This window comes from Streptomyces calidiresistens (genome assembly GCF_014141525.1).
Lineage (GTDB): Bacteria > Actinomycetota > Actinomycetes > Streptomycetales > Streptomycetaceae > Streptomyces > Streptomyces calidiresistens.
Window position 1 is genome coordinate 1 of sequence record NZ_VKHS01001641.1, and the last position, 380, is coordinate 380.

At 75.3% G+C, this 380-nt stretch carries 1 protein-coding gene; it reads right to left on the minus strand.

The features are described 5' to 3' along the window. Positions 1-356, minus strand: a 356-nt coding sequence (locus FOE67_RS28625) for an AAA family ATPase (protein WP_323385677.1), incomplete at its 3' end; no start/stop codon positions are given. Positions 357-380 lie beyond the last annotated feature (24 nt).

Below are 380 nucleotides of genomic sequence, written 5' to 3' on the forward strand. Positions count from 1 at the left end.
CGCCTCGCCTGCCCCTCCAGCGCCTCCCGCGCCGGCACGTCCAGCACCAGCAGCAGGAAACCGCGCCCCCGACGCCGGGCGTCCCGGGCCAGCCGCCGGCGCACCCACCGGTGGCGTCCGCAGTCGTGCACCAGCACCCCGGCCCCCGACCGCAGCGCGCGCTCCAAGCGGAGGAAGTGCTCCAGGCGGGCCACCGGTCGATAGACGGCGTAGGGCAACCCGTCGGGCAACCGGTCCTCCCAGCGCAGCCGTACGTCCTCGGAGTCGATCGCGACCGGATCCCCCCAGCGCGGACCGGCCTCGGTCACCATGCGTCGGATGAGGGTGGACTTCCCGCCGCCGGGCAATCCCGACACCACCACCCGGTCCCCCGTGCTCTT